The following is an 18443-nucleotide window of genomic DNA, read 5'->3' as shown; positions in this document are numbered from 1 at the left end:
ATGCCTGTCCGTGTGTTCATGCCGTACACAGCCCGATAGGAGATCGCCCCTCATGCTGCCCCGTTTCGCCACACTGCTCGCCAGCCTGTCGCTGGCATGTGCAGCCCATGCTGGCGCCACGCACTACCCGCTGACCGTCGACAACTGCGGTGTACCGCAGACCTTCGCCCAAGCCCCCGAGCGTGCGGTGACCATCGGCCAGGCCGGCACCGAAATGCTCTATGCCTTGGGCCTTGGTGAGAAGCTTGCGGGCACCTCGCTGTGGTTCAACAATGTACTCCCCGAGTTTGCCGAACAGAACGCCAAGGTGCCGCGTTTGGCGGACAACGATCCAAGCTTTGAGGCCGTAGTCGGCAAACGCCCGCAGTTGGTGGCGGTGCAGTTCGAGTGGATGGTCGGCGCCCAGGGCGTGGTCGGCACCCGCGAGCAGTTCGCCGAGCTTGAAATCCCGACCTACTTGCTGCCATCGGACTGCGAGGGCAAAGACAATCTGGTGGGCGCCGACGGCACCCGTCTGCAGCCGTTTCGTATCGACAGCATCTACAAGAGCGTCAGCGAGCTGGCAGCAATCTTTGACGTCCAGGCCCGGGGCGTGGCCCTCAATGACCAGCTCAAAGGCAAGCTTGAGCATGCTCGCCAGCAGCTTGCCGGCAAGGACCTCAGCGCCACCAGCGCGCTGTTCTGGTTCTCCAGCGCCGACCTTGAGATGGACCCTTATGTAGCAGGCCGCCAGGGCGTGGCCGATTTCATGCTGCAAACCCTGGGCGTGCGCAACGTGGTCGAGTCCAACGAGGAGTGGCCGACCGTGGGCTGGGAGACGCTGGCCAAGGCCAACCCAACCTGGCTGATCATCGCGCGCATGGACCGCCGCCGCTTCCCTGCCGACGACGTCGAAAAGAAGCTTGAATTTCTGCATACCGACCCGGTAGCAAAGAACATGGACGCGGTCAGGAACGGCCGCGTAATAGTGCTCGATGCTGACGCCATGCAAGCCGGCATCCGCTTGTTCCCTGGGCTGGAGCGCCTGTCCACGGCCTTCGCCACCGGTAAAGCGCCGCAACCATGAACCGCCTGCTTCCTCTTGGCGCCGTCGCGCTGCTTGCCTTGCTGGCAGCGCTGCTGGCCGGTATCGCAATCGGCGAAACGCGCCTGAGCTTCGAGGTGGTCGCCCAGGTGCTGGCCAACCACCTGTGGCAGGCAGGCCACGTGCTCGACCCGATAGACGCCGGCATCATCTGGAACTACCGCCTGCCGCGCACGCTGGTGGCTGCCGCCTGTGGCGCTGGCCTGGCCACCTGCGGGGTAATCCTGCAGGCGCTGTTGCGCAACCCGCTGGCCGAACCCTACTTGCTAGGCCTGTCTGCCGGCGCATCGACCGGCGCCGTGGCAGTTGGTTTGCTGGGCTTGGGTGGGACGCTGCTGTCATTGTCTGGTGGTGCTTTCGTCGGCGCCCTGGCGGCGTTCGCGCTGGTTTTACTATTGGCGCGCGCCAGCGGCAGCAGCCACAACAACGCCCAGGTAATTCTTGCCGGCATTGCCGGCTCGCAGCTGTTCAACGCGCTTACGGCGTTTCTGATCACCAAGTCGGCTACCGCCGAGCAGGCCCGCGGCATCATGTTCTGGCTGCTGGGCAACCTCAGCGGTGTGCGCTGGCCATCGGTGTGGCTCGCCCTACCTGTGGCCCTGCTGGGGCTGGTGGTGTGCCTGTGGCACCGCCGCGCGCTGGATGCCTTCACCTTTGGCGCCGACTCCGCCGCCTCACTCGGGGTGCCGGTGCGCCGTACGCAACTGCTGCTGATCAGTTGTGCCGCGCTGGTCACGGCGGTAATGGTGTCGATCGTCGGCGCCATCGGTTTTGTCGGCCTGGTTATCCCCCATGCCCTGCGCTTGCTGCTGGGCCCGGGGCATAGCCGCCTACTGCCTGCCAGTGCGCTCGGCGGAGCGCTGTTTCTGATCGTCGCTGACATTCTTTCGCGCACACTGATCAGCGGGCAGGTAATCCCGGTGGGCGTGGTCACTGCGCTGATCGGCGCACCGGTGTTTGCACTGATTCTGATCAGCCGCCGGGGCCGCCCATGACCCTCCTGCATACCATCGTCAGCGCCCCGCTCGCCTGCCAGGGCTTGAGCTTGCGGCTGAGTGGGCGCGAGGTTTTGCAGGGCATCGACCTTGCGGTAAAAGCCGGCGAAACCCTGGGCATCGTAGGGCCCAACGGTTCGGGCAAATCGACCTTGCTCAAGCTGCTCGCCGGGCTGCGTACGCCAAGTAGCGGCAGCGTGGAACTGCTCGGTGAGCCATTGGCCAAGCTACCGCGCCGGCGCGTCGCACAGTTGCTTGCACTGGTGGAGCAACAGGCCGACACCCAGGACAGCATCAGTGTCTACGACGCCGTGGCGCTAGGCCGCACACCGTGGCTGTCGGCACTGGCGCCGTTCAGCAAGGCCGACCGCGCCATTGTCGAGCAAGCCCTGGCGGACGCTGATGCCAGCCACTTGGCCGCGCGCATCTGGCGCGAGCTGTCCGGTGGCGAGCGCCAGCGCGTGCACATCGCCCGGGCCCTGGCCCAACGCCCGCAGTTGTTGCTGCTGGACGAGCCGACCAACCACCTCGATATTCAGCACCAACTGAGCCTTCTGCATCAAGTTCAGGCGCTGCCGGTGACCACCTTGGTGGCGCTGCACGACCTCAATCAGGCGCTCACCTGCGACCGCCTGGCGGTGCTCGACAAAGGGCGCCTGGTCGCGCTTGGCACCCCAGAAGCGGTACTGAGCCCGGAGCGTTTACTGAGCACTTTCGGTGTGCAGGCCCACTACCTGACCGACCCATTCGATGGCGCGCGCATCCTGCGTTTTCGCGCCCCCTGAACAGGATGTTCTGCCCATGTTGCTGCGCCCTGCTGCCCTGCTGCTCACCACGCTATTCGCCGCCACAGGCGCGCTAGCTGAAGTGCATGAAGTAAGGATGTTGAACCGCGGCGCTGATGGCGCCATGGTGTATGAGCCCGACCACCTGCGTATCGCACCTGGCGACACGGTGCGGTTTCTACCCACCCAGGCCGGGCACAACGCCGCCAGCATCGCGGGCCTGCTGCCGGACGGCGCGGTGGCATTCAAGAGCAAGATCAATCAGCCGTTCGAGCAGACCTTCGCAACACCAGGTCTGTACGGCATCCAGTGCATTCCTCACCTGGCGATGGGTATGGTGATGCTGATACAGGTAGGCGAACCCGGCGCGGCGACGATCCCCGAAGCCCTGCCCGACCGTGCCAGGCGCCGCCTGGCTGCGCAACTGGAGAAGTTGCGGGCACAGCCTTGAGGCGGGTGGTGCAGCCGCCCAGTGGGCGGTTCTGCAAGTGTGCGCCGTCAGGCAATCCTTGGCCTGATCGGCGTCCACCCTGCAGCGGTGGTGAAGTGGCTTGGCTGAGCGAGGGCTTACGCCAACGCGCCAGCGCATCACCGGCCCTTCTTGTATCGCCTTAAACGCCTTATTGGTTCAGTTTCCACTGCTCTTTTTCTTGAGGAGTAAGGCTGGCCTTTACCTCGCCGAATGTCTGATTGAACTCGCCACTGACATTGCCAAACACCGAGAAATTGGTCAGCAAATAGCGTTTCACTGTCATTGGCCATCGACCCTGGCGATGGGCAGCGTTAATGATGCCCTTGGCGTCCTGATAAGTGGTTTGGCGATTGACTTCGGTCAAGCGGCGTTCAAAATCGCCGAAGGTCCATTCATCGGTGCGGGCTTCGAATTCGTCGAGCAGTTTAACTTTATAGAGAGCAAGGTTTGGCATCGCGCGTCTTCCTTTGGTTGTATGGAAAGAAGACGGTAAGCGACCCTAGGCGGTTTGAAAATATACACGGTGTTACTCAAACCGATTGATAGGTAGGAAGTTTCTGACTTCTATCTGACATTACAAGCATCAAGTTCAGCCTGGCGTTGCAAGCGCGTTTCAATGCCCAGGCGGTAACGGCAGTAGTCGATGACCATCTCACGCTCATCGGCGCGCAGCCGATACAGCGGTTTGTCATCACCTTCATTGGCAAAAATATTGAAGAACTGCAGGCGCGGCGTCAGCCCGTGTTTGATAAAGAACGTGGTCTTGATTTCCTCGTCTTCGTAACTGGTGTAATAGCCAAGCTTGAGCACCACGGCGGCAAGCAATGCAGCGACCAGCACAAGTGTCTTTTTCATCAGCAGGCCTGCGCCGAGAGCACACATTGCATATGCGTGGTCTGCCAGACCGGGTCGCTTTCGACATCGACGGTGGTAAAGCCCTGCCGCTCCCAGAAGCGGATCGCCCCCGGCAGGAACGGATGGGTGTGCAGGTACAAGCATTCAACGCCTGCCTGCAGCGCATGCTCGCGCAATTCGGCGAACAGCTCGGCTGCCAAACCGTGGCGGCGGTAGCCAGGGGCGACGAACAGGCGCACGACCTCCACCGTTTTGCACGTGTGATAGTCCAGTTGCGCAAAGCGATGATCGTACGGCAGATAGCCGATGCCGGCGATGAGCTCGCCATGGTCGTCGTGGGCAACCAGAAAATGGCCGGGGCCGTCGATATACGTTTCGTTGAAGGTGGCCAGGTCCGCAGGCATGGGGGAGCTGGCGAGCAGTGGAAAAAGGCCGCGTCGGGCACTGTCGATGAAGCGCACGGTTGCGGCAGTGGCGGCTCGGCTGACGGGGGCGATGGTCCAGGTTGGCATGCATTTGGGCTGGTTGCTGGGTGTGGGGATGTTCTACCGTAGCGGGTCGATGAGCGCAAATCGGACCGCCCAGTCTACGACCTACCAGCCAACATGAAATTTGGTACATGCCGATCGAAGGATTAACTGGCGAGCAAGATCCATGCTGTCGCAATAGTCATGAGGTACCAAGCTATTCTTATGCGCATTGCAAGACCGCGCGGAAAATCGAGATAATCATCCTCATCTAGTTCCCCGCGGCTAATAAAGAACTTCGGCCACAGCAACACAGCCGCCATTATGCTCACTCTCATGCTACGAATGTACAATGTGGAAGCGCCGGCGGCTTTTATTTCCGCGCATAGGCACTCGCTCCTCCGCAGCGCATTGCACATCAACTCAAATTGCGCCGAAGTTGCAGCATACAGATGGAGCGACATACCTGCAAACAAGATGAAGAGCTTGGCAGATAGGATGAAGAGCTGACATGCAGTGGCCGAATAGACCAGACTAATCATAAAGACGCTCAAATATCACCTCTCCGGCCGTTAGATAACGACGGCTCGAGGAGAATCCTGCGAGCAAGATCAAACGAAACATGTATGAAGCGCCCGAGCATCACGTGTTGGTCACTTTCACGAAGGCGATGAGTATTCCCAGGATCAAAAAACCCAGCAGCAGGCTCCAGGTACTGATTAACAATATCCATCTCAGCCGCCGAGGGAATTCTTCGCTGTCCTCAACGCTCAACCACCCGTGGCGAATGCCGAGCGATGGATAGATAACGGCAAGGCTCATGGCGCTGACCACCAATATACGCGACCTCAGCGTCGAGGCCCCCCAGCAGTTAATTTCATCCTCAAAACCGCTACTACGCCGAAAGGCGCGTCGCAGCGCATTGAAGTATCTAGAATGGGCGATGAATGCTTGAGTTGCCGTACCGATAATCAGAAATGTGAAGGGCAGCAGCACAATGAATAACCGCACGCTCGCAGGCCATGCAACAAGGTCAATCATAATTGGCCTCATATAATAAATCACCCGCCCACTCTCCGACGAAACTCCCAGCCTTGGTGCCTCCGAAAGAGCCTGCACCGATAACGGCTATCCCACATATGGCTTTACCCACGACGCCGAAATTACAGATCGCCTTGACTGCTAACCCCCCAATGCTACCGCCCGCAGCACCTCCGGCCACGCTTCCGGAAAAACCACCGACCTCTATAAACCGCACCCTTTTACAACTGTTGGTTTCACCGGCCTGACAAGCCTCCACTACTTTCAAATACGACGAGCCCGCGCCTAATCCAATCGCTACAAATGCACCCGCTTTCAAATATTTTGCTGTCCTGGCGACCTCATCCAAATGCGTCGTATAACCCGGTATCGAACCAGGCGTTCCTGCTTTAATCCAGTGATGCACTAGACTCTTGGTGGAAATACCTAACCCCTTGCGTAAGCGCTCATGCCCACCTAGCGTGAGGTACTTATCCAGAAACGCGCTGCGTAATTGAGCGTCCAGTTGCTGATACAAAAACCGTCGCGATTCAAAGAACTGCGGGCTGTTTAATCTCCCATGTGCAGAAAACTCGCGCTGATGTAGCAGCTCGATACCCTTTAGCGTGTCTTCCACCCGACCAAGGCCGCTTGCAAGCATGTCACGTCCGACACCCATCGAGAGGCTTGCCCCACTCAAAACACCCGCAATTTCGCCGATATGCTCCATCATGAAGTTGGCTTCCTGCTCATCGAGAATCGCCAGCGCGTCGCGCGCACGTGCTGCGGCCGCCATCAGGTGCGCTTCTTCCTGCGTGCAGGCATTGGCGTTGTCGGGGTCACCCAGGACGAATAGTTCGCCAGCCTTGAAACCTTGATCGAAGGTGGGGTTGAGCCGCTGCACGCGGCTGATGGGCAGCAATGGGTCATGCCCGAGGACCTCAGCCAGCACCTGCGGGCCGGACATGCTGCGCGGGACGATATAGAAACCCGGCTGCAGTGCACCTGACTCTGTGCCGGAGGCCGTCACGGCTTGCGCAGGGAGTGAAGCACCGCCCAGCGGCGCGATGACTCGGTTGCTGCCTGGAGGGCAGCCGCAGGCGACCAGCGCGCCGTCGACGCAGACCTCACGACCGCCGTAGGTAAACCAAGGGATGCCCTCCACCACCGTACCCACTTGACCGCAGCCTGGGCACTCGCTGGTGGCATCGCCTTTGCGCAGCACCTGATGGCCGTCACTGCTATAGCCGGGGTTGCTGGCAATGCATCGCGCACCGGTGGTGGTGATATCACTGTCCAGCGCCTGGCCCTTCCCCTCGATATTGACGCGGCTCATGTGCAGGCCTTCCTGTGCAAAGCACGGGAAGCTAACAGCTCTCAGGGGGATGGAAATGCAAGGATCAGGGGTTTGGGAATAGGCTTACAACAAGTCAGGAATGGGTAACTGCTGGGCAAGTCTGGATAGCGCAGCCTGGCGGAGAATGAATTCTGTGGGAGATTCCATGGTTTTACACAACCTGCACTGGCCTCATCGCAGGCTGGCGCCAGCTCCCACGCAGGCCGTGCTCAACCGCAACATTGCTGGTTGGACCCAATCCTGTGGGAAATGATAGGGAGTCGTGGCGATATCCGGGTCTGGCTCAGGTTTCTGTGGGAGCTGGCGCCAGCCTGCGATGAGGCCCGCAGACCGAGCCGAACCACCAGCTCTGACGCTAATCCCCGCGCAACATCTCCTTGGGCACATACTTGCCAATCTCATATTTGCCGATAGCTGCGCGGTGCACCTCATCCGGCCCATCGGCCAGGCGCAGGGTGCGCTGCATGGCGTACATATAAGCCAGCGGGAAGTCACCGCTCACCCCTGCCCCACCATGCATCTGAATGGCCCGGTCGATGACATTGAGTGCAACGTTGGGCGCCACTACCTTGATCTGCGCAATCTCGCTGCGCGCCACCTTGTTACCCACCGTATCCATCATGTACGCCGCTTTGAGGGTCAAGAGCCGCGCCATGTCGATTTCCATCCGCGAGTCGGCGATCTTGTCGATGTTGCCCCCAAGGCGCGCCAACGGCTTGCCGAAGGCACTGCGTTGCGCCGAGCGCTTACACATCAACTCCAGCGCACGCTCGGCCATGCCCACCGAGCGCATGCAGTGGTGGATGCGGCCAGGCCCAAGGCGGCCTTGGGCGATCTCGAAACCTCGGCCCTCGCCCAGGATCACGTTTTCATACGGCACCCGCACATTCTCGAACAACACCTCGGCATGGCCATGGGGAGCATCGTCGTAGCCGAACACGGGCAGCGGGCGCACGATGGTCACCCCCGGGGTGTCACGGGGCACCAGAATCATCGAATGCTGCGCGTGGCGCTGGCCATCCGGGTTGGACAGGCCCATGAAAATCATCACCTGGCAACGCGGGTCACAGGCCCCGGAAGTCCACCACTTGCGCCCGTTGATCACCCACTGGTCACCGTCGCGCACCGCCGTCGCAGCCATATTGGTTGCGTCCGAAGACGCCACCTCAGGTTCGGTCATGGCAAACGCCGAGCGGATCTCGCCGCGCAGCAGCGGCTCCAGCCATTGGCGTTTCTGTGCCTCGCTGCCATAACGCACCAGCACCTCCATATTGCCGGTGTCCGGCGCCGAGCAGTTGAACGGCTCCGGCCCCAACAGCGAGCGGCCCATGATTTCGGCCAGCGGGGCGTATTCCAGGTTGGTCAGCCCTGCGCCATATTCCGACTCAGGCAGAAACAGGTTCCATAACCCCTCGTCACGGGCGCGCGCCTTGAGCGTTTCCATGATCGCCGTGGGCTGCCAGCGGTCACCCTCGGCTACCTGGCGCTCGAATACCGGCTCTGCCGGGTATACGTGGGCGTCCATGAACGCACTGACGCGCTCGCGCAGTGCCTGCACCTTGGGCGAATAGGCGAAATCCATCGGGGCTACCTTCCAGTCTGTGGGCAACATGGACGCAGCCTAGAACAGGCATGCTCAATCCACCTAGCCTATTTTCTGCGTGTATAAACATTCATAACCGATATATGATCCGGCAATAATTCCAACAACGAGCGGCGCCATGAACCTCAGCAAGGTCGACCTCAACCTGTTCATCGTCTTCGACGCCATCTACACCGAAGCCAACCTGACCCGCGCCGGGCAGATCGTCGGCATCACCCAGCCGGCGGTGTCCAATGCCCTGTCGCGCTTGCGCGAGACCTTCAATGACCCGCTGTTCGTGCGTACCGCCCAAGGCATGGTGCCGACGCCCATGGCGCAGAACATCATCGGCCCGGTACGCAACGCGTTAGCCCTGCTGCGCACCTCGGTGCAGGAAAGCCGCATTTTCAACCCGCAACAGGCCAACAAGACCTTCCGCATCAGCATGACTGACCTGACCGAAGCGGTGATCCTGCCCCCATTGTTCCAGCGCCTGCGGCGCCTGGCCCCGACCCTGGTGATCGAGAGTTTCCCATGCAAGCGCCGTGAAACCACCAAGGAGCTGGCCGCTGGGCGCCTGGACTTTGCCGTGGACGCACCGCTGAACACCGACCCTCAAGTCCGCCACGTCAGGCTGATGCAGGACCGTTACGTGTGCGCCATGCGCCCCGGCCACCCGCTGGCCGACAGCAAGCTGACGCTGGACAGCTACCTGGGCATGACCCATATCCATATATCGAGCCGGCGCAATGGCTTGGGCTATGTTGACCTGGCGCTGGGCAAGATGGGCGTGCAGCGCCGCGTGGCGCTGCGTTCGCAGCATTACCTGATGGCCTCGCAGGTACTGCAACAGACCGATATGGTAATGACCGTGCCGGAACGTTTTGCCCGGCGCCACCAGTTGCGCCATCAGCCGCTGCCGGTCGAGGTACCGGCACTGGAAACCCACCTGTACTGGCACGAGAGCACCGACCAGGACCCGGCCAACCGCTGGATGCGCGAGCAGATCATCGAACTGTGCGAACGAGTGGCTGCGCAGGAGCAACAGGCCTTGGCCAGCGCCTGAGGCGCTTGGGCAGGTTGCATTGCCAGGTGCTTTAGGTAACCTTTGCGCGGCCCTGGTCCAGGGCGTGAGTCCTCCCCCGCACAAGGAATGCAGCATGCCCATAAGGATCTTGGTGATCGGCGCCTACGGCAACTTCGGGCGCATCATCTGCCGGCACCTGAACCCGATGCCAGGCGTGCAACTGATCGTCGCCGGGCGCAATGCCAATTCCCTGAAAAACCTCTGCGAACAGCTCGCTGGCCCCGCTGCGGCCTTGCACGGCAGTTGGTGCGGCGATGCCATGGCGCCAGGGTTCGCGGCAGCCCTGCGTGAGCTGGGCATCGACTGGGTAATCCATACCGGCGGGCCTTTCCAGCGCCAGCCCTACAGCGTCGCCCAGGCGTGCATAGAGGCAGGGGCGAACTACTGCGACCTTGCCGACTGCCGGGTGTTCGTCAACGGTATCACCCAGCTTGATGCACAGGCGCGCGAGGCCGGCGTGGCACTGCTCAGCGGCTGCAGCTCAGTGCCCAGCCTGTCGTCGGCGATCATCGACGAACAGCGGCACCGCTTCAGCCAGATCGAGGCGATCGAGCATGGCATCAGTTCGTCGGCGAAGATGCCTGGCCTTTCTACCATCGAAGGCGTGCTGGCCTATGCCGGGCGGCCCATCCCGCAGTGGCGCGATGGCCAGCCGTGCAGCGTCGATGGTTGGCTGGGCCTGCAACTGCGGCACTTGCCAGGCCTGGGCTGGCGGCTGCTGAACAATGTCGATGTGCCCGACATGGACATCTTCGCCCGCCGTTACGGCGCCGGTACGCTTGCATTCAAGGCCGGCGCCGGGCTGATGGCCGGCGGGGTGGCCAACGCCGCCCTGGCCTTGCTGGTAAAACTGGGGCTGGTGCGTGACCCGCTGCCGTGGGCCCGCCGCCTGCACCGCCTGGGTGTGTATTGCGAGCGGCTGGGCGACGGCAAGAGCGCGATGTACATCCGCGTGCGTGGCCTCGACCCGCAAGGCCAGCCGCTGCACATGCACGCACAGGTGACCGCGCTGGATGACAAAGGCCCGCAAATCCCAAGCTGCGCGTCGGTGGCGTTGATGGCCAAGGTGCTGGCCGGCTACCGCCCGCAACCAGGCGCCCGCCCCTGTGTCGGCGAAATCAGCGTGGCCGAGTACCTGGCCGCCATCGGCGCGCCCCATCAGCTTCGCTACAGCCTGGATTTCCAGCAGGGCCGCAGCTGAGATGGATTACGTCCTGCTCAAATATCTGCATGTCATTGCGGCTGTGTTTCTGTTCGGCTTTGGCATGGGGTCGTACCTGTACCTGATCGCAGCCCATCGCACTGGCGATGCTCGGGTGATCGCGGCGGTGGCGCGCATGGTGGTGCGTTTCGATGCCTGGATCACTACGCCCGCTGGGTTTGTGCAACTGCTGACCGGGTTTGCCATGGTGCGGCTAACCGGCATGGATTGGACGGTGGGCTGGCTATTGGCCGCGCTGCTGATCTTCTTCGGCGTCGGCGCGCTATGGCTACCGGTGCTGATGCTGCAAAAACGCATGCAGGCAATGGCCGCTGCCGCCGCAGGCACCCACGCAGCGCTGCCTGCGGCATACGCGCGGCTGTATCGGTGGTGGCTGTGGATGGGCGTGGCGGGGTTTGCCGGCATGTTCCTGATGGTGCTGGTAATGGTCAGCAAACAGGCCCCCTGGCAGTGGTTTTGACCGCAAGCCGCTTGCAGGAGAATTTTTTTCTCTGTCATAAGCTAATGGCGAAACGTTATTTCTGAATGATGCCCGACGTACGGTAAGAAGAGGAAACCTTCGCCGCAGCGGCCCTTTAGCATGCGGTTCATGGAGGCCGAACAACGGCCTCCCTGCACGGACCTGCCCGATATGACGACTGCCCCGCTGTACTTCGATTACGCCGCCACCACTCCGGTCGACAACCGGGTCATCGAAACCATGCTCACCTGCCTGGGCCGCGAGGCCAATTTCGGCAACCCCGCCTCCAGCGGCCACGCATACGGGCAAGCTGCACGCGAAGCGGTCGACCAGGCGCGGCGCCAGGTCGCAGAGCAAATCGGGGCGCAAGCGGACGACCTGGTGTGGACCTCGGGCGCCACCGAATCGAACAACCTCGCTCTCAAGGGCATCGCCCAGGGCTGCAAACAGCCCGGGCACCTGATCACCAGCCAGCTGGAGCACAAAGCGGTGCTGGACACCGCCGCAGAACTGGAACGCCAGGGCTGGGCGGTGACGCGCCTGGCGCCCGATGCCGAGGGGCTGATCCAGCCTGAGGTGGTGCAAGCGGCGCTGCGGGCCGATACGCGGCTGGTGTCGCTGATGGCGGTCAACAACGAGCTCGGCACCATTACCGATTTCGCAGCCATCGGCCAGTTGCTGCGGGCACACGGCGCGTTGCTGCATGTGGATGCTGCACAGGCAGTGGGTAAGGTCACTATCGACCTGGCGCGCCAGGCGGTAGACCTGATGTCGTTCTCGGCGCACAAGGTCTACGGGCCTAAGGGCATCGGCGCACTGTATGTGGGGCCGCGCGCCCGTGACGGCTTGCGCGCCCAGATGCACGGCGGCGGGCACGAGCGCGGGCTGCGTTCAGGCACCCTGCCCAGCCATCAGATCGTTGGCATGGGCAGCGCCTTTGCCCTTGCCGGGCGGCCGGGGGATGCCGAGTATCAGCGAATCGCAGCCTTGGCTAGCCGCCTGCGCGATGGCCTGCTGGCTTTGCCTGGGGTCAGCTTGAACACAGTCTCTGCGCAGCGGGTTCCGCACACGCTCAACCTGTATATCGACAGCCCGGGGTTCAACAGCCGGGCTTTGGCGGGGGATCTGGCGGTGTCTAGCACCTCGGCCTGCAACTCGGCCAGTAATGCCGCGTCGCATGTGTTGCTAGCCTTGGGCATCGGCGAGCAGCGTGCGCGTAACAGCGTGCGGGTGAGCGTTGGGCGTTATACCCAACAGGCCGACGTGGACCGGGCGATTGCTGCGTTCGAGCGGGTAGTCGGTGCGGCGGCCTTGGCGTTGTGGTGATGTGACAGCAGCAGGTAGTTTTGGCTGCGACTGGGCTACAGTTGCAGCATCCGCCTGACTCAAGAGCACGCATGGCCTTCCATCACCTGACCCGCACCCACCCTCGCCTCAGCATCGCCACGCTAGTCGGGCTGTTGGGCGTATGGCTTATCCCCACACCCGACACGGTGCAACGCATCCTGGCTGGCTGGAACCTCGGGGTCTGGCTGTATCTGCTGATGGTGTTGTGGCTGAGCGTCGGCGCCACCCCCGAGAAGGTGCGCAAAGTGGCGCGTATCGAAGACGAGAACGCAGGCCTGGTGCTGTTCACCGTCAGCATCGCTGCGATTGCCAGCCTTGCGGCGGTCACACTGCAACTGGTGTCCAGCCGCGGGCTCGATGGCAGCGCGCTGGTGCTGCACTACCTGTACACGGGGCTTACCATCGCGGGGTCCTGGCTGTTGATCGGCTGCATTTTCAGCCTGCATTACGCCCGCCTGTTCTACTCGGATGATCGGCACGAGCCGCCGTTGCGCTTCGCAGACGGCGAACGAAACCCCGATTACTGGGACTTCCACTATGTCTCATTCACCATCAGTGTCGCCGTGCAAACCTCCGACGTGGGCATCAGCGGCCGGGGCATGCGCCGTGTGGTGCTTGCCCATTCGCTGGTGGGCTTTGTGTTCAACACCGCCATCCTGGGTTTCACCATCAATATTGCCGCTGGTCTACTCGGCTGAGTGCCGCCGGTCCGAAAGTTCTGCGCGCTTCTGACAATACCCAGCCACTGGAAAACGTTTGCTTCACCGGCACACCGGGGCCGCACAGCCAGGCGGCTGTGTGACCGCCGTCATGCATTGGCACATTGGTAATATTTTCCCCGGATCGTAGCCGTTGCGGGTGCTATGGTTAGCTCCCGAGGGGCCAGGCAAGGCCCGGTTTACTTAAAAGTCGTCGAATCACCGCGTTCCACCCGTGAACAAGGAGGCTGGCATGAACAAGATGACATTTCCCAACGCCTGCCAGGTGATGCGCTGGCATTTCCATCCGCTTGGCTTCGAAGCCACCATGGATGCCCCGCGCAGCATGATCGTGCGCTTGTTCGACCGCGCCAGCGGCGAAACCTTGCTGGCGATTGCCGGCATCCCCTGCGCGGCAATCATGGCCGCCACCGACGTCGAACGCATCATCGAGGCGGTAGAAGCCGAAATGGACACCTTCAACCTGGGCTTGCCGGTATTGCGCGATGCGGTTTGAGCCGCACCAGCAATTTACTGCCTGAGCTCGACCCCGCCCCTGGCGTCAAGCTTGGCCATGAACTGCTCGGCCGGCACCGGCCGACCTAACAGATAACCCTGCAGCGAATCACAGCCCAGCCGGGTCAGGAATTCCTGCTGGCCGTCGGTTTCGACACCTTCTGCGACAATCCGCAGCCCCAGCGCCTGGCCCAATGCGACGATGGCCGAGACAATCGCTGCGTCGTCACCATCCTGTTCCAGGTCGCGCACAAAACCGCGGTCGATCTTCAGCTCATTAGCGGGCAGGCGCTTGAGGTACATCAGGCTTGAATAGCCGGTGCCAAAGTCGTCGATCGACAGGTCAACGCCCATGTCCGACAACCGCTGCAACACCGCAAGGCTGGCATCGGCATCCCGCATGGCCGTGGTTTCGGTGATTTCCAGGGTCAGGCGGTTGGCTGGCAGGCCGTTCTGGGCAAGGGCCTGGGCCACGCTATCAACCAAGCCCGCGTGGGAGAACTGGATCGCAGACAGATTCACCGCAATGCGCCACTCACCGTAGCCCTCGTCCATCCACTGACGCATTTGCCGGCATGCTTCGGCCAGCACCCAGTCGCCAAGCGGGATGATCAGCCCGGTTTTTTCGGCCAGGCCAATAAATCGGTCCGGGGCCATCAGGCCGTGCTGTGGGTGCTCCCAGCGCAACAAGGCTTCTGCACCGATAGGCTCACAGCTCACGGCGTCGAACTTGGGTTGGTAATGCAGGCGGAATTCATTGTTGTGCAGCGCTGCGCGCAGATCGTGCAGCAGTTGCAGCTGCTGGCGCGCGTTGTTGTTCATCGAGGTATCGAAGAACCGGTAGCCGTTCTTCCCGGCGTTCTTGGCGTGGTACATGGCAGCGTCGGCATTGCGCAGCAGCTCGTGCTGGTCCATGCCGTTGCCTGGATACAGCACGATGCCAACGCTTGCCGACAACTGCAGGTCATGCTCGGCCACCCGGAACGGCTTGGCCACCAGGTTCACCTGCTTGACCGCAACACCCATGGCGTCGTCCGGCTCCTGCAAACGCACCAGCAGCACGAATTCATCACCACCTATGCGGGCCAAGGTGTCCTGGCTATGCAGGTGGCCGCGCAGGCGGCTGGCTACGGCCGTCAGCAACTGGTCGCCCACATGGTGGCCAAAGGCATCGTTGACCGGTTTGAAGCCATCCAGGTCGATGAACATCAGCGCAAAGCAGCCGCCCTGCTCGGCAACCCGGGCCATGGCCTGGTCGATACGGTCGGCCAGCAGGGTCCGGTTGGGTAACCCGGTGAGGATGTCGTGCAACGCCAGCTGGGTCAGCTCCTGGTTGGCCTGGGTGAGTGAGCGGGCAAGCTCGGCGGTGCGCGCGTCCAAGCGGGCATCCAGAACCGAGGTGAGCAGCGCCACGGCCAGCACCGCAAGGGTGGTGATCAGCACCAGGTAGTCCAGCCCATCGCCGGCAAGCCCATCGGGCAGCGCGCCGCAGAAACTGCCGACGGGGAAGTTGGCAGCGGCCATGCCGGTGTAATGCATGCCGACGATGGCAACGCCCATCACTACCGCCGCTGCGCCGCGAATCTGCCGCACATAGGCCGTCTGCTGGCGGAGCCGGAAGGCAATCCACAACGCCGCTGCCGAAGCGCCTACGGCAATGGCCAGGGACGTGCCGAACAGCGATGGGTCGTAGTCGATGCCTGGCTGCATGCGCAGCGCCGCCATGCCCATGTAATGCATGCAGGCAATGCCTGCGCCCATCACCAAGGCGCCCAACCCCAACTGCAACCACGGCAGGCGTGGCTGGCTTACCAGCCATAAGGCAAACCCCGAGGAAAGCACCGCAATCAGCAGTGACAGCGCCGTCAGGGTCGTGTCGTAGCCCAGGCCCACTGGCAGGCTGAACGCGAGCATGCCGATAAAGTGCATGGACCAGACGCCCATGCCCATGGCCAGCGCCCCGCCGAGCATCCACAGATACACCGCCCGCCCTTTGGCCGTGGCAATACGCCCGGTCAAGTCCAGTGCGGTGTAGGAGGCAAGAATGGCCACCAGCAACGAGATCAACACGAGTGAGGATGAATAGCTACCGATCAGCATGGGCACGTCCGCGGGTAGGCCAGGAAAGGCCTGAAAATCGCCCAATTGTACGCAAGCGTTGGGGAAACGCACGGTTTTAGTGCTGGCAAAATGATTACAGCTGGCCGCATCGACACATTTTGCCAGCATCGGATTGGTGTACCCTGCGCGGCGCACGTCTAATCTGAACTACACACCCGCACCAGGGGGCTGCCATGCGCACCAACATTGCCCGCAGTTATCTGCTCCCGCTGACCTTGCTCGCCCTCGGCCTGGTATTGACCGGCTGCTCAGGCAAATCTGCACGCTATTCAGCCCAAGGTTCGAACTGTTACGCCAAGGCGCTGCCCAGCAGCGGCGAAGGTGGCTTGGCCTTTGGCCCAACCCTGGCCGCTGCCAGCCGCAAGTCGATGGATAGCTGCATGCGCTACGCGGGGCGCTCTGGCGGGTCACCGAAAACCTGCCAGGTGGTGGTGGCCAAGTGCAAAAGCTAGGCTCGCGCGCTCAACGCCCCTCCTGATGCTGGCGCTGCCAGCGCTCAAGGTTTTGCGCCAGCAGTTGTTCAGGCAGCGGCCCGCTCGCCAGCTCCTGCATCTTGCCCGCGAGCTTTTCACGCAGCGCCGCTTCGTTGCACGCCGACTTGCGCGACAGCGCCAGGTACATGCCTTCGCTCGATACCGGCGGTTCCACCACCTGCAACAGCTTCTCCTTGCCCAACTGGCGGGCCAGCGCCATGCCGGGGTAGCGCTCGAAAACCACGTAGTCATTGCGTTTGAGCAATAGTTTTTCGAACGCCTGGGTGGCGGTCGGCACAGCCTCAAGGTTCAAGTGTTGCCGGGCGTAATCATCGAACGCCTCGCCGTGGCTGTTGTTGACCAATGTTCCGCCGCGCAGCCCTTGCAGATCGGCCCAGTCGCTGTAGCGCAATGCCTCGCCCTCACGCACCCACACCACGCTCGAATTGAACAGGAATGGCGGGCTGATGAAGTCCATCAGTTGTTCACGCGCCTGGGTCCGGAAATAGCCGGCCATCATGTCGATGCGCCCGCTTGCCACTTCCTCCTGTGCCCGTGACCAAGGCCCGGCATAAACCACGTCCACCACCAGACCGAGTTCGTCGGCGGCATGGCGCAACAGGTCGGCATTGGCGCCGATCAAGTGCCGGGGGTCATGTGGGTCCCGCCACAGATAAGGCGGGTATTCAGGGTTGCCGGTGGCCGTCAGTTGCTGGCAAGCAGGCTGCGCCGAAGCTACTGCGGGCAGCCAGATAATGGCGAGCGTCAGTCCCATCCACTGGCACAAACTCCGTGCGCTCATTGCGATCCTCGCGCTACCGCTAGGTAGTGGGTAAAGGCAGGCAAACAGGTGAGCCGGGTTCACCGGCGAACACACAGTGTGCACCAGAAATGGCCATTAGCCACGCATTCGTTCGGATGTTTGTGCCTAACCGAGCCGAATCACTCGCGGGGGCTCAGCGTAGCCACATCGACCGGTGTCGATGGTGTCAGGCGCAGCACGCGGTCACGCCCGCCTTCGGCCACCAGATAGCCGCCTTGACCGTCCGCAACGATGGCCTGCGGCGCCTTGAGAAAACTCAAGACCGTGTGCCGCGAGCCATCGCCGGCAATGCGCAGCAGCCGCGCACGGTGGGTGGAGTCTTCGCTGATCCACAAACCGCGCTGGTCGCAGAACAGAAATGTCGGGTTGTTGAGGCCATCGACCACCACTGGGTCGGTGCCCTCGGGGTTGTACGCACGCACCTTGCCATTGGCCTTTTCGGTGTACAGCAGGCGCCCATCGATGCAGCGGGTCAGGCCTTCGGTTTCGCTCAGCCCTTGGCGCAGCACGTCAAGCTGCGCAGTGCGCCAGTCATAGCGCAGCAACCGGCCATCGCCCTTGCGGTCTTCGATGGCGTATAGATAGTCGCCGTCATTGAACAGGCCCTGCACGTTATTGCCCTGGAACAACATGCGTACCTGGCCATTGCGCGAGACGCTGACTGGCGCACCGCCGACCTCCTGGCTGAACGCCCAGCCGCCGGCCACGGCCACCATGCCATCAGGTTTGGACAGGCCATCGACCACCACCACCCGGTCGCCGCCTGCGGTGATGCGCAAGATACTGCCGCGCCCGCTGTTCAGTTCGCGGCTGACCAGCAGGCTGCCGTCGCGCTCAGGCAGCAGGGAGGCGGCCTTGTCGACCGAGTCGTGCAGCACCTGCACCCCCCAACCGTCGCTTGCCTGGACGGGGTAGAACGACTGCCAGGCAAAGAAACCCAACGCGCAGGCGACCAGGCCGGCAGCAGTGGCCACGGCCACGCGAAAAGTGCGCGTGCGCAAGACATGCATCATTGTTGGGCTCCAGAAAATATGCCGGCGATGCTAACAAGCCGATGTGAAAAAAATGTCGTGGGGGTA

General features: G+C 62.2%; 20 protein-coding genes. 11 read left to right on the top strand and 9 right to left on the bottom strand.

Annotated features, from left to right (window positions below; genetic code table 11):
- The first annotated feature begins 52 nt into the window (after window positions 1–52).
- Genes HU719_RS20340 through HU719_RS20325 form a run of 4 tightly spaced genes read left to right on the top strand, consistent with a single transcriptional unit; the run spans window position 53 to window position 3315 of the window.
- Window positions 53–1066, top strand: a complete 1014-nt coding sequence (locus HU719_RS20340; protein ID WP_186535970.1) for an ABC transporter substrate-binding protein — start codon at window positions 53–55, stop codon at window positions 1064–1066.
- Window positions 1063–2079 carry a FecCD family ABC transporter permease gene (locus HU719_RS20335; protein WP_186535971.1) on the top strand — a complete coding sequence of 339 codons (1017 nt, stop codon included), beginning with the start codon at window positions 1063–1065 and terminating at the stop codon, window positions 2077–2079. The genes HU719_RS20340 and HU719_RS20335 overlap by 4 nt, the downstream gene beginning before the upstream one ends.
- Window positions 2076–2864 carry an ABC transporter ATP-binding protein gene (locus HU719_RS20330; protein ID WP_186535972.1) on the top strand — a complete coding sequence of 263 codons (789 nt, stop codon included), beginning with the start codon at window positions 2076–2078 and terminating at the stop codon, window positions 2862–2864. Before HU719_RS20335 ends, HU719_RS20330 begins: the two co-directional genes overlap by 4 nt.
- 16 nt (window positions 2865–2880) lie before the next feature.
- The gene (locus HU719_RS20325) at window positions 2881–3315 is read left to right on the top strand and encodes a pseudoazurin (RefSeq protein ID WP_186519786.1); all 435 of its coding nucleotides are present in this window, start codon (window positions 2881–2883) and stop codon (window positions 3313–3315) included.
- A 169-nt stretch (window positions 3316–3484) separates the two neighbouring features.
- Here HU719_RS20325 and HU719_RS20320 read toward each other — a convergent pair whose 3' ends face one another.
- The 6 genes from HU719_RS20320 to HU719_RS20295 form a co-directional block, all read right to left on the bottom strand.
- Window positions 3485–3790: a hypothetical protein gene (locus HU719_RS20320; protein WP_186535973.1), complete on the bottom strand. Its 306-nt coding sequence runs from the start codon at window positions 3788–3790 to the stop codon at window positions 3485–3487.
- 110 nt (window positions 3791–3900) lie between these two features.
- On the bottom strand, window positions 3901–4191 hold the full coding sequence (locus tag HU719_RS20315) for a hypothetical protein (RefSeq protein WP_186535975.1): 291 nt from the start codon (window positions 4189–4191) through the stop codon (window positions 3901–3903).
- Complete coding sequence (locus HU719_RS20310) at window positions 4191–4703, bottom strand: GNAT family N-acetyltransferase (protein ID WP_186535977.1); 513 nt, start codon at window positions 4701–4703, stop codon at window positions 4191–4193. The genes HU719_RS20315 and HU719_RS20310 overlap by 1 nt, the downstream gene beginning before the upstream one ends.
- A 597-nt stretch (window positions 4704–5300) precedes the next feature.
- Window positions 5301–5699, bottom strand: coding sequence for a hypothetical protein (locus tag HU719_RS20305; RefSeq protein ID WP_186535978.1), 399 nt, complete (start codon window positions 5697–5699; stop codon window positions 5301–5303).
- Entirely contained in the window at window positions 5692–7014 is a 1323-nt protein-coding gene (locus HU719_RS20300; RefSeq protein ID WP_186535980.1) for a PAAR domain-containing protein, read from the bottom strand. Before HU719_RS20300 ends, HU719_RS20305 begins: the two co-directional genes overlap by 8 nt.
- Before the next feature lie 376 nt (window positions 7015–7390).
- On the bottom strand, window positions 7391–8617 hold the full coding sequence (locus HU719_RS20295; RefSeq protein WP_186535982.1) for an acyl-CoA dehydrogenase: 1227 nt from the start codon (window positions 8615–8617) through the stop codon (window positions 7391–7393).
- A 139-nt stretch (window positions 8618–8756) separates the two neighbouring features.
- Between HU719_RS20295 and HU719_RS20290 the strand changes: the two genes are divergently transcribed.
- The 6 genes from HU719_RS20290 to HU719_RS20265 all read left to right on the top strand — a co-directional run bounded on the left by HU719_RS20290 (window position 8757) and on the right by HU719_RS20265 (window position 13948).
- Window positions 8757–9683, top strand: coding sequence for a LysR family transcriptional regulator (locus HU719_RS20290; protein ID WP_186535983.1), 927 nt, complete (start codon window positions 8757–8759; stop codon window positions 9681–9683).
- Between the two features lie 94 nt (window positions 9684–9777).
- A complete protein-coding gene (locus HU719_RS20285; RefSeq protein ID WP_186535985.1) occupies window positions 9778–10905 on the top strand; it encodes a saccharopine dehydrogenase family protein in 1128 nt (375 codons plus the stop codon).
- 1 nt (window position 10906) lies between these two features.
- Entirely contained in the window at window positions 10907–11386 is a 480-nt protein-coding gene (locus tag HU719_RS20280) for a DUF2269 family protein (RefSeq protein ID WP_186535987.1), read from the top strand.
- Between the two features lie 171 nt (window positions 11387–11557).
- The gene (locus HU719_RS20275; RefSeq protein WP_186535989.1) at window positions 11558–12712 is read left to right on the top strand and encodes a cysteine desulfurase family protein; all 1155 of its coding nucleotides are present in this window, start codon (window positions 11558–11560) and stop codon (window positions 12710–12712) included.
- Between the two features lie 71 nt (window positions 12713–12783).
- Window positions 12784–13431: a DUF1345 domain-containing protein gene (locus HU719_RS20270; RefSeq protein WP_186535991.1), complete on the top strand. Its 648-nt coding sequence runs from the start codon at window positions 12784–12786 to the stop codon at window positions 13429–13431.
- A gap of 253 nt (window positions 13432–13684) precedes the next feature.
- Window positions 13685–13948 carry a DUF1652 domain-containing protein gene (locus tag HU719_RS20265; protein ID WP_186535993.1) on the top strand — a complete coding sequence of 88 codons (264 nt, stop codon included), beginning with the start codon at window positions 13685–13687 and terminating at the stop codon, window positions 13946–13948.
- 14 nt (window positions 13949–13962) lie between these two features.
- Here HU719_RS20265 and HU719_RS20260 read toward each other — a convergent pair whose 3' ends face one another.
- Window positions 13963–16047: a putative bifunctional diguanylate cyclase/phosphodiesterase gene (locus HU719_RS20260; protein ID WP_186535996.1), complete on the bottom strand. Its 2085-nt coding sequence runs from the start codon at window positions 16045–16047 to the stop codon at window positions 13963–13965.
- Between the two features lie 194 nt (window positions 16048–16241).
- Here HU719_RS20260 and HU719_RS20255 point away from each other — a divergent pair, with 194 nt between their 5' ends.
- Window positions 16242–16520, top strand: a complete 279-nt coding sequence (locus tag HU719_RS20255) for a hypothetical protein (protein ID WP_186519822.1) — start codon at window positions 16242–16244, stop codon at window positions 16518–16520.
- Between the two features lie 10 nt (window positions 16521–16530).
- Here the strand turns inward: HU719_RS20255 and HU719_RS20250 are convergent, their stop codons facing one another.
- Both HU719_RS20250 and HU719_RS20245 read right to left on the bottom strand, forming a co-directional pair.
- On the bottom strand, window positions 16531–17343 hold the full coding sequence (locus HU719_RS20250; protein WP_186535998.1) for a substrate-binding periplasmic protein: 813 nt from the start codon (window positions 17341–17343) through the stop codon (window positions 16531–16533).
- 140 nt (window positions 17344–17483) lie between these two features.
- Window positions 17484–18377, bottom strand: coding sequence for an NHL repeat-containing protein (locus HU719_RS20245; RefSeq protein ID WP_186519826.1), 894 nt, complete (start codon window positions 18375–18377; stop codon window positions 17484–17486).
- Window positions 18378–18443: the final 66 nt, after the last annotated feature.

Origin of the sequence: Pseudomonas farsensis (genome assembly GCF_014268805.2) — a bacterium.
GTDB lineage: Bacteria > Pseudomonadota > Gammaproteobacteria > Pseudomonadales > Pseudomonadaceae > Aquipseudomonas > Aquipseudomonas farsensis.
Note: the sequence above shows the minus strand (reverse complement) of the source record. Positions and strands in the feature narration are given on the sequence as shown.

Coding starts and splice junctions, on each gene's coding strand:
- HU719_RS20340 (WP_186535970.1), top strand. CDS start 53: ATGCTGCCCCGTTTCGCCACACTGCTCGCCAGCCTGTCGCTGGCATGT.
- HU719_RS20335 (WP_186535971.1), top strand. CDS start 1,063: ATGAACCGCCTGCTTCCTCTTGGCGCCGTCGCGCTGCTTGCCTTGCTG.
- HU719_RS20330 (WP_186535972.1), top strand. CDS start 2,076: ATGACCCTCCTGCATACCATCGTCAGCGCCCCGCTCGCCTGCCAGGGC.
- HU719_RS20325 (WP_186519786.1), top strand. CDS start 2,881: ATGTTGCTGCGCCCTGCTGCCCTGCTGCTCACCACGCTATTCGCCGCC.
- HU719_RS20320 (WP_186535973.1), bottom strand. CDS start 3,790: ATGCCAAACCTTGCTCTCTATAAAGTTAAACTGCTCGACGAATTCGAA.
- HU719_RS20315 (WP_186535975.1), bottom strand. CDS start 4,191: ATGAAAAAGACACTTGTGCTGGTCGCTGCATTGCTTGCCGCCGTGGTG.
- HU719_RS20310 (WP_186535977.1), bottom strand. CDS start 4,703: ATGCCAACCTGGACCATCGCCCCCGTCAGCCGAGCCGCCACTGCCGCA.
- HU719_RS20305 (WP_186535978.1), bottom strand. CDS start 5,699: ATGATTGACCTTGTTGCATGGCCTGCGAGCGTGCGGTTATTCATTGTG.
- HU719_RS20300 (WP_186535980.1), bottom strand. CDS start 7,014: ATGAGCCGCGTCAATATCGAGGGGAAGGGCCAGGCGCTGGACAGTGAT.
- HU719_RS20295 (WP_186535982.1), bottom strand. CDS start 8,617: ATGGATTTCGCCTATTCGCCCAAGGTGCAGGCACTGCGCGAGCGCGTC.
- HU719_RS20290 (WP_186535983.1), top strand. CDS start 8,757: ATGAACCTCAGCAAGGTCGACCTCAACCTGTTCATCGTCTTCGACGCC.
- HU719_RS20285 (WP_186535985.1), top strand. CDS start 9,778: ATGCCCATAAGGATCTTGGTGATCGGCGCCTACGGCAACTTCGGGCGC.
- HU719_RS20280 (WP_186535987.1), top strand. CDS start 10,907: ATGGATTACGTCCTGCTCAAATATCTGCATGTCATTGCGGCTGTGTTT.
- HU719_RS20275 (WP_186535989.1), top strand. CDS start 11,558: ATGACGACTGCCCCGCTGTACTTCGATTACGCCGCCACCACTCCGGTC.
- HU719_RS20270 (WP_186535991.1), top strand. CDS start 12,784: ATGGCCTTCCATCACCTGACCCGCACCCACCCTCGCCTCAGCATCGCC.
- HU719_RS20265 (WP_186535993.1), top strand. CDS start 13,685: ATGAACAAGATGACATTTCCCAACGCCTGCCAGGTGATGCGCTGGCAT.
- HU719_RS20260 (WP_186535996.1), bottom strand. CDS start 16,047: ATGCTGATCGGTAGCTATTCATCCTCACTCGTGTTGATCTCGTTGCTG.
- HU719_RS20255 (WP_186519822.1), top strand. CDS start 16,242: ATGCGCACCAACATTGCCCGCAGTTATCTGCTCCCGCTGACCTTGCTC.
- HU719_RS20250 (WP_186535998.1), bottom strand. CDS start 17,343: ATGAGCGCACGGAGTTTGTGCCAGTGGATGGGACTGACGCTCGCCATT.
- HU719_RS20245 (WP_186519826.1), bottom strand. CDS start 18,377: ATGATGCATGTCTTGCGCACGCGCACTTTTCGCGTGGCCGTGGCCACT.